Origin of the sequence: uncultured Clostridium sp. (assembly GCF_900547735.1) — a bacterium.
GTDB lineage: Bacteria > Bacillota > Clostridia > Lachnospirales > Lachnospiraceae > Otoolea.
The window spans coordinates 1-9,260 of record NZ_URHZ01000127.1; the positions used below are offsets into that span (position 1 = coordinate 1).

The 9,260-nt window shown below is 48.0% G+C and carries 8 protein-coding genes; 3 read left to right on the top strand and 5 right to left on the bottom strand.

Features of this window, described 5'->3' with window-relative positions:
* Positions 1–273 precede the first annotated feature (273 nt).
* From QZT18_RS22820 to QZT18_RS22830, 3 genes are all read right to left on the bottom strand, one after another.
* Complete coding sequence (locus QZT18_RS22820) at positions 274–1,575, bottom strand: dicarboxylate/amino acid:cation symporter (protein ID WP_294151933.1); 1,302 nt, start codon at positions 1,573–1,575, stop codon at positions 274–276.
* Between the two features lie 251 nt (positions 1,576–1,826).
* Complete coding sequence (locus tag QZT18_RS22825; protein WP_294151935.1) at positions 1,827–2,657, bottom strand: carbon-nitrogen hydrolase family protein; 831 nt, start codon at positions 2,655–2,657, stop codon at positions 1,827–1,829.
* A gap of 193 nt (positions 2,658–2,850) precedes the next feature.
* Positions 2,851–3,102 carry an HPr family phosphocarrier protein gene (locus QZT18_RS22830; RefSeq protein WP_294151937.1) on the bottom strand — a complete coding sequence of 84 codons (252 nt, stop codon included), beginning with the start codon at positions 3,100–3,102 and terminating at the stop codon, positions 2,851–2,853.
* A gap of 348 nt (positions 3,103–3,450) precedes the next feature.
* Here QZT18_RS22830 and QZT18_RS22835 point away from each other — a divergent pair, with 348 nt between their 5' ends.
* Both QZT18_RS22835 and QZT18_RS22840 read left to right on the top strand, forming a co-directional pair.
* Positions 3,451–4,332, top strand: a complete 882-nt coding sequence (locus QZT18_RS22835; RefSeq protein WP_294151939.1) for a DMT family transporter — start codon at positions 3,451–3,453, stop codon at positions 4,330–4,332.
* Positions 4,333–4,447: 115 nt separating this feature from the next.
* Complete coding sequence (locus QZT18_RS22840; RefSeq protein WP_125140161.1) at positions 4,448–4,939, top strand: hypothetical protein; 492 nt, start codon at positions 4,448–4,450, stop codon at positions 4,937–4,939.
* Positions 4,940–5,115: 176 nt separating this feature from the next.
* Here QZT18_RS22840 and QZT18_RS22845 read toward each other — a convergent pair whose 3' ends face one another.
* Both QZT18_RS22845 and QZT18_RS22850 read right to left on the bottom strand, forming a co-directional pair.
* The gene (locus QZT18_RS22845) at positions 5,116–6,804 is read right to left on the bottom strand and encodes an acyltransferase (protein ID WP_294151943.1); all 1,689 of its coding nucleotides are present in this window, start codon (positions 6,802–6,804) and stop codon (positions 5,116–5,118) included.
* 120 nt (positions 6,805–6,924) lie between these two features.
* Complete coding sequence (locus QZT18_RS22850; RefSeq protein ID WP_294151945.1) at positions 6,925–8,079, bottom strand: hypothetical protein; 1,155 nt, start codon at positions 8,077–8,079, stop codon at positions 6,925–6,927.
* A 245-nt stretch (positions 8,080–8,324) separates the two neighbouring features.
* Here QZT18_RS22850 and QZT18_RS22855 point away from each other — a divergent pair, with 245 nt between their 5' ends.
* On the top strand, positions 8,325–9,122 hold the full coding sequence (locus QZT18_RS22855; protein ID WP_294151946.1) for a nitroreductase family protein: 798 nt from the start codon (positions 8,325–8,327) through the stop codon (positions 9,120–9,122).
* Positions 9,123–9,260: the final 138 nt, after the last annotated feature.

Genomic DNA, 9,260 nt, shown 5'->3' on the forward strand with positions numbered 1-9,260 from the left:
TCTGCGGGTCAATGGCAATCAGGACTTCCTCACCCGGTTTTACTGCCATCAGGTTAGATAAAATATAGTGCGCTCTCTCGATACATTCAATAATTCTGTTGTCTTCCATAGCTTTTCTCCTTTTCTTTGAACATGACTTGATTTTATAGGTTCTAAATCTCTTAACTCTTTCATCAGGAGTAAGACGATACCGTATCCTCTTACTTCTTTAAAATCTCTTCTTTAAAATCTCTTCTTTCAATCTCTTCCAATACATTCTGTCTTGCCTGACTCTTATGCCACGCTCTTGTCATCCATCTTATTGAATTTATCGCGATCCAGTTCTCCCTCAATTGCGGAAATACATACGGATGTCACGAGGTCACCAACAGAGTTTGTGGATGTGTGGGCCTGGTCAATGATTCTGTAGATACCTGCCACCAGAGCGTATGCTTCCAGAGGAAGACCCATCTGGGTCAGCAGCGTAAGGCTGATAACAAGTCCAATCTGCGGAGTAGCCGCGCAGCCGACGCTTAAGAAGGTTGCCTGTACAACCAGCATAACCTGCTGCTGGATACTCAGGTCGATTCCGTAGAGCTGTGCTGCAAATAATACGATGATACCGAAATAGATACAGGTGCCGTTCATATTGGCGGTAGCGCCGAGCGGAAGTACAAAGCTTGCAATATCTTTCGGAACGCCCATCTTCTTTGGTGCAACTTCCATGGATACCGGAAGAGCTGCCGAAGAGGTACAGGTACTGAATGCGATCATCCAGGGCTCAAATGCTTTCTTCCAGAATTTGATGGGGCTTACCTTCGCTATTCCTATCAGGAAGATGGAATAGACAACCGCACACATGATAAAGCTCGCCAGATAGTCGGTCAGAATAAACTTCAGAACCGGCCCGAAAATTGCAAGACCGTATTTGGCAAGTGAAACCGACATAAGTCCGAATACACCGAACGGGATGATTCCGAGAATCATATTTACAATCTTAAACATAGCCTGGGAACAGACTGAGATGACATCTGCAAGCGGTTTCGCCGCGTCGCCGATACTGATGATGGCGAAGCCCAGAAACAGGGAAAATACGATGATTGGCATCATATCTCCATTTGTAAGTGATGCAAATGGGTTACTTGGAAGCAGATCCAGGATTGTCTGGTAAACTCCCGGAAGCTCCTTTACTTCCACCGTGTTCTCGATTGAGCCAAGAATCAGTCCTTTACCCGGCTGAATGATATTTGCCAGAACAAGGCCGATTGTAGCTGCGATACCGGAGCTGAACAGGAACCATAAAATCGTTTTGACGCCGATGCTTCTGAGTTTTTTGATGTCCCCCAGCGAAAGCGCTGCATCAATAATACAGAAGAATACGAGCGGAACAACGATCATCTTAATGAGTTTTATAAAGAAATCCCCAAGAAACTGGAGGAACGGTAAAATTCGATCGTTGATAATAGGATTTTCTACTCCTCCCATAAAATTCAATATGTACCCGAAAATAATACCTGCAAACAGCGCAATGAAAATCTTTACATACAATGGCTGTTTCTTTTTAGTCTTAACCTCTCCCGTCATTTGTTCTGCCATATTGGACCCCCTTTTTGCTTTGATGATTAACTAGTTCCCTTTATTACCCTTTCCTCATGAGGTTTAAACGTATTTTATCAGGACGCGGTGCTGTAATAAACTGTTATACAAGATCTGAAATATAATATAGTTTTTTGGTTATATGTTAAGACAGTGTTAAAATCTATAAATAGAAATCAAAAAAAGCCGGGAAAAACGCGAGATTTTAATAAATCCCGCGCATTTTCCCGGCTTACCGTGAGCCTGAGCTTCTATTCCGATCTCTTCCGCTCTTTCCGGTATTCCTCAAGTGCACCGGAAAGCTGCTTCAAAACTGTCCCGTCCATGTCGTCAAAATATGGTATGTCTTCTCTCTGTCTGTCCGCCTCATCGAGGTCGATGTCGGCAAATACAATTTCTTCCTTCTGTCCCTGTGACTGGGCGATCATCGAACCGGACGGCCCCGCCACCCCCGATGCTCCGCAGCAAAGTTCATCTGCAAAATTAGCCCCGGCCGTGAACACCATGTTATAAAGGCTGCAGGCCATCAGGTCTAAATCCCATCTGTTCCTTGCGGGCACGCTCCAGGCCGCCGGACAGAAAATCAGCTTCGCCCCTTTCAGGGCGGCAATCCTCGCCGGTTCCGGAAATTCCAGGTCATAACAGGTCAAAATTGAGACCCCGCCGAATTCCGTATCAAACACAGGGAATTCCTCCCCGCGCACAAATCTTTTTTTCTCACTCTTCCAGAGGTATACTTTTCTCGCTTTTCCCGCAACGGTTCCGTCCCTTCCGGCAAAGACGGCCGTATTGTAAATATCCTCCCCCTGCCCGCGCTCGGCAAAACCGGCCACGATGCAGATCCCGTTCTCCTTCGCCGCACGGGTGATTCTTGTGTAAAATTCACCGTTCTCTGTTTCCGCAATCTCAAGCAGCCTGTCCTTCTTCACAAAGTATCCCGTATAGGAAAGTTCCGGAAAACAGATAATATCCGCCCCTCCGGCGGCCGCTTCGGCGGCCATCTGTTCCATCTTCGCCATGTTGGCCTGCGTATCCCCCTGAACCGCCTCCATCTGCCCAAGGGCAATCCTTACATTTTTCATTCTCTCACTCCATTTATATTATTTGTATCCCTGTAGAAAAAAAGTATATCATACGGATATGCAAACGGCAAAGGGCGAATTGTTTTTTATTTGAATTTTTTATAATATATAAAAAACCCCGAAACCAGGTTACCGTTTCAGGGTTTTACGTCGTTGTGTTAGTAGTTGCTCTCATGTTTTCCATAGTTTTCACTTAAATTCCCAGTAGTTTGCGGAATTTTACGTCTGCCTCCTTTTCATCTGCTCCGTCAAAGTAGAATATCATAAACTTTCTCTGCCGCTGTATTCCACTCTGCAGTTCGTCATAACTTTTAACATTGATCTTGTGCTGTTCCGACTTAATATATATGTCACATCCAAACAGGTTCGCAGCCTGAATCAATGCAGAAATTGGCGGCGGGGTAATCCTTTCATTCCCGGCCATATTATATTGCCTGGCTAGCATAAGGCCTTCCTCCTTTCCATCATCCAGGGCTGTCAACAATATTCGTTTTTCTTACTATATCACATTTATTTTATCTGTCAATGTATTTTATTTGCTTTGTTATCTATTATTATACACTTTTTGTCAACATTGTACAACTCTTTATATAACTTTTATACTTTGTTCACATTTGGCGTTGCTGTGAACAGTAACATTGGGCTGCGGTCCACTCCGTACACAGCAGGATTTTCAGTGATGCCGCACACTCTGAGCCTAACAAAGCTGTAATTATTTTATCCGGCGTGATATAATACTCGCAGTGTGACTGCAGTCTGCTGCACACAATATGAAAAATGAGAGGCATTTGTTATGAAATTTTTAGAAAAACACCCCATGTACATGATCGCAACCGGGGTAGTGGGTATTTCGCTGTCTGCTATTATAGTAAAGTATTCAGACGCCCCCTCTTTGATTACTGCTGTTTACCGCCTTTTCTTTACAGTTCTCCTGATGACGCCCGTCGTGTTTCTGAACCGCGGTTTCAGGAAGGAACTGTTTTCCGTTTCCCCCAGGACCGTGGTCTTGTGCGCCGTCAGCGGAATTTTTCTGGCGCTTCATTTCGTCACCTGGTTCGAATCGCTTAATTATACTTCCGTAGCCAGTTCCACCGTAATCGTCTGTACCGAATCCATCTGGGTGGCCCTCGGCTTCTGCGTTTTCTTAAAAGGACGGATTTCTAAAAAAGCGGTGCTCGGCATCGCCGTGACCTTCTCGGGCAGCATCCTGATCGCGATGTCGGATTACGGCTCCGGAAACAATCTGCTGAAAGGCGACTTTCTGGCTCTGTTTGCCGCCGTCATGGTGGCCGCCTACACTCTGCTGGGCCGTGTCGTCAGGGAAAACACATCGACTACCGTCTATACATACATCGTATATTTTTTCTGCGGCCTCTCACTTCTTGCCGCATCCGTGGCAACGAGGACTCCGCTGGCCGGTTACGGCAGCACCTCCCTGCTCTGCGGCCTGCTGCTGGCCATCTGCTCCACGCTGCTCGGCCACAGTATTTTCAGTTGGTGCCTGAAATTTCTGTCCCCGGCCTTTGTATCGTCCTCAAAACTCTGTGAACCTGTTGTGGCCTCCCTGTTTGCCATGGCGCTCTTCGGCGAGGTTCCTGCCTTTCTGCAGATTCTCGGCGGCATTATCATCCTGGGCGGCGTCATTTACTACTCGCGGGTTGAGCAGTCCCGATAAAGTACCGTCCGCAGCGTGAACCTTAACATGAATAAGGGCATTTTACAAAACTTTTCGTTCATTTTGCCGCCCGGCATTAATATGATAGAGTATAATCCATTTTACGGAGGTTCTCATGAGTTCATATTTATCCGTATCCGGAGTCATTACCCGGATTCAACCGCTGACGGGGGGAAACAGCGCCCAGTACGGCTGTACATTGAACATGTCCATACGATCCATGCAGCAGGGGGAAGTCAATTTCACCCTGAATGGAGATACTTATGTTGTTGACAACCAGACGCTGCATCCCGGCGATCAGGTGACCGTCTTTTACGACGGGAATGCCCCTGCGCCCCTTATATATCCACCGCAGTATAAAGCAGTTGTCATCGCCCTCTCCGCTTATCACCAGTATTACCTTGGAGAGTTTTATAATAATTTTATCAGTACCGACGGAGTCCTCCAACTGAACAGCATGGCCGCCCTCAATGCATTTCTGCCAAACGGGCAGATTTTTTCCGGCGCCATCGTGGGAAAAACCGTTCTAGTGGAGTATACGACTTCCACCAGAAGCATTCCCGCCCAGACGACACCGGATCGTGTGATTGTTTTCTGTTACTCATAAACGGAAAGCGGTGCGTTTTCTGTCCACACTGCCGCCACTGGTACATAAAAGCGGTCCGGAGAGGCTGTTACGCCTCTGCCGGACCGCTTTATGCTTACTGCTTCTATAGGTTACTGCTTTTATAATTACTGCTTTTATAATTACTGCTTTTATAATTACTGCTTTTATGATTACTTTTATTCGATTCTCTGTTTTGGTGAGTTTGATTCTCCGGCGGACCCGCCGTTCTTACTTTTCTTTTTACCTGCCAGAAGCCTCTCCACTCCCGCATCAAAGACCTTGACCACCGTCTCATCATACAGAACGGCGGTTACATAGGAACCCACACAGATGAACAGATAAGGGATTACCAGCTGTCCGATGCTCTTATTCACCATGCCGTATGGGACAAATCCCAGGGGCAGTACCGCCGACATGACGAACAGGTGCACCATCAGAACGGAGAAACTTCTCTTCCCAAGCACCTGCAGTATTTTGGAAAAACGCGCACAGATTCCGTTCATCCTGAGCACGGTGACAAATACGGCCGAGGCCATGAGAAATTCAAGGATCGAACAGTTTGTAATAATCTCCAGATAGTCCGTTCTGAAGCTGTAAATCCAGAGGGAGAAAACCAAAGCCAGGATGCCTCCCGATATCAGGCAGAAGTCGTATTTCCTCATCCAGGCCCTGTTCAGGAGATGGCCTGCCAGGAATAGACCCAGCCAGGAATCCAGATACAGGGAAATCCCCAGGTCAAAATTGAAATACTCGCATCCCGTCCGGATGGCCAGCGCCGCCACGATCAGGATAAAAAGCTGTTTTTCCATCCGTTCCGACATCTTTGCCATCATCAGGCGGTAAAACGGCACCAGCAGATAGAGGGCCAGCAGCTTATAAATCAGCCACAGGTGAGGCCCCATGGTAATCGTCCCGCCCAGAAGATCGAGGACTGCCTGGCCGCCCCAGCCGAGAACGCCTTCCTGCGTGGCACAGAGAAATTTTAAATAGAACATGGAATAAAGTACAAAGGGAAGAAGAATCTTCAACACTCTTTTTTTGTAATATTGCCCTATCGTCTCTTCCCTGTACGGCAAAAGGAGCGCTCCGCTGATAAAGAAGAACAGCAGGTTGCAAGTCAGGACAATCAGGACTGCCGCCCGGAACACAAAGTCTCTGGGGGTTCCCTTTATCTGGGCCAGGGCCACCGGCTCCACCACGTGCACCGCTATAACGAACAGGGCTGCCAGGACACGCACTCCGTCCAGATAGGCCGTCCTTTTTCTGCGTTCCCCGTGGCTCCTGCCTCCCGTTCCTGGGGCTTCCATTTCCTGTTCTTTCATTCCCAGGGCTTCCATTCCCGGGGCTTCCATTCCCGGGGTTTCCGTTCCCTGGGCTCCTGTATTTACAGGCCTCCTTAACCTCTTTTCCCGGCGTTCCCTGCCGTGCAGGAGGATTGAAAGGGCCAGAATAAGAAATATTGCCAGAAACCGGACAGGGTTTACCAAAGTGATTATCTCCCCGAAAGCCGGACGGACGGCGGGGATGCTTATGGATACATTCTCAATCTCCGCATTCCCGGTCAGGGTCAGCCTCAGCTTGTCGCAGTATCCTGCCGGAAGTGCGACTCTTCCCTTTGTGGTGCCCTTTAAAATCCAGCGTTCGATCCTCCTGAACCGGTTGAACTCCTGCCCCTCATTCTCCGTATAGTAGACGAGGACCTGCATCTTATCCTGAACCGGCGCTGCAAATTCAAATTCCAGATATCCGCCCGCCATTCCGGGGGCAAAGTCCAGCCAGGGCATGTCCTCCGCCATCCGGTACGGATTCCCGTCCGCTGCTGCGCCCGACGTATATTCCGGCAGAACCGTGATATTTTCTTCCAAAATTGAACCGCGCCTGGCTGAAAAACAAGCCAGGCACAATTCGATACATATTGCTGCGATTAACCCCGTGATTATCAGGGCCAAACCTCTTTTTTTATTATTCATCTTTTATCTTTCAGATTACCATACAACGCCGTTGGCATCGATCCACTTGCCGTTCGGCGCCTGTCTGTTTACCCACATTGCACCCGTTGCGGTGTCGAAGAAATACCATTTGCCATCGATCATCTGATAGCTTGTTTTTCTGGCTCCCCTTGTTCCGTCGGATACGGGATTCAGATAGTACCAGGCTCCGTCAATTGCCTGCCATCCTGTCTTCATCGCGCCTCTGGTTCCGTCGGATACAGGATTTAAGTAGAACCAGTTGTTGTCTACGTAAATCCAGCCTGTCATCATGTAGCCGTTCGCCGCAAGGTAGAACCAGTTGTTATCGACATTGAGCCACTGGTTGGTCAGCGGTGTTCCGTTCTGGCGGTATGTCCAGCCAATCTGATCCTGCACCCAGCCGCCGCTTGTAGAAGTAGAACCTGATGAACCTGTGCTGGTGCTTGGCGGAGTTCCCGTATAAACATTGCTGGCGTTCATGTAGTAATCATCGGACTCATCACTCCACTCACTCTTCTCTCCGTCCGAATTGCTGATGGCTCTTACCTTATAGGAATAGTCGCCAGCTTTCGACATGTACGGATAGAAATTGTAGCTTTCATTCGATGTTGTGATGGTTGTCACCGATGAGTTGTTGCGGTAAAGCTTTACTTCATATTTATCGGCATCGTCCACGGATTCCCAGGTAGCATGCCTGCCGTCCCAGTCGAGAATCTCCGGTACTTCCAAATCGCCGCTTACTTTACGCTGTTTGATATCAATCTGAAGTCCTCTGCCGCTGTCGAGTTTCTTGGCGTTCTTAAACTCACTGCGGTTTCCGGAAACGGAAAAATATTTTGACGAGGTGTAGTAAAACTGATAATTATCCGCCGCGTCGCCTACCAGTTCGAGTTCCACTCTGATTACCGGAGTCTCACCGCGCTCCCACTCGTCGTCATTCGTATTATAGTACTCCACGTCGACTACCTTGAAATCCGAATCACTAATCCCGGACACCGAAACCTTAACCGATGGAGTCCCGACATTGTCTCCCGCCTCCGGTACTGCACTTTCCACCTGTACCTTTACCTTAGTGATCTTCTTTTCGGCCGCATATGCGGTCATACACATTGCGCATGCGGTAATCACTGCAAATACAGGAACCGCCGCTCTTTTCAGGTTACGCTTCATAAACACTCCTCCTTCATCCTCTTTACCTTCGTATACTGAAATTATTGCTTAATATATGTTATTATAGCAAATGAACCTAGATTCGTCAAAGAAACCTTGCCATATTTTCAGAAATTTGACAGTTTTTTATTCATTTATTATAATAATTTATATATTTTATCTAGCTCCGGGAATTATCTCCGGAAGTGCCGAATACGTTCCTTAACAGGGCCGTACCGGCTATCACAGGAAAGGAAATCATCCCTATGAAACAATTAGAAAATCAGACAAACGAAGTTGTCAAAAACCTTTATGAAAGGAAATCTGTCCGGGTATTTGAGGATCGCCCCGTTGCCCCTGAGGATCGTCTCATTATCCTTCAGGCAGCCTGTGAGGCTCCCACTGCCGGAAACCAGCAGCTTTACACTATCCTGGACATCACGGATCCGGAACTGAAAAAGCGTCTTTCCGTCACCTGCGACAATCAGCCGTTCATTGCATCAGCTCCTCTTATCCTGCTCTTCTGCGCCGACTGCCAGAAATGGTACGACGCATTCCGGTCTGCCGGCTGTTCTCCAAAGCTCCCGACTGCCGGTGATTTAATGCTGGCCGTCGAGGACAGCGCCATCGCCGCCCAGAACGCCGTTACCGCCGCCTGGAGCCTGGGAATCGGCTCCTGTTATATCGGGGACATCATGGAAAGCTGTGAAACCCACCGGGAACTCCTACATCTTCCTCCCTATGTCTTCCCCGCCGTCATGGTAGTATTCGGTTATCCGACCAGGCAGCAACAGGAACGGACGAAACCCGATCGCTGCCCAATGGATTCCATCGTAATGGAAAATACATACCGCCTTATGGACGGCGACGCCCTTCACCGGATGCTTTCCCACAAATCCGGCCATCAGTCTTATGAAGACTGGATAACCGCATTCTGTAACAGGAAATATAATTCCGACTTTTCAAAAGAAATGGGGCGCTCCGTCGGGGAATATCTGAGAGAGTTTCTTCCTCCCGGCTATTCCGGTTTAAACAGGGACTGTAAGGAACCGCAGAAAGTGTAATCCCGCAATTTCCTTTATTGGTTTTATAATGCAATTATATCAGACTCTTTTTACCTATCCATAACTTTTTACTTACATTTTCATTAAATAGGGATTTAATTGAGGAATGAGAACGCCGCCGGGACGGTCGGGGTTCGG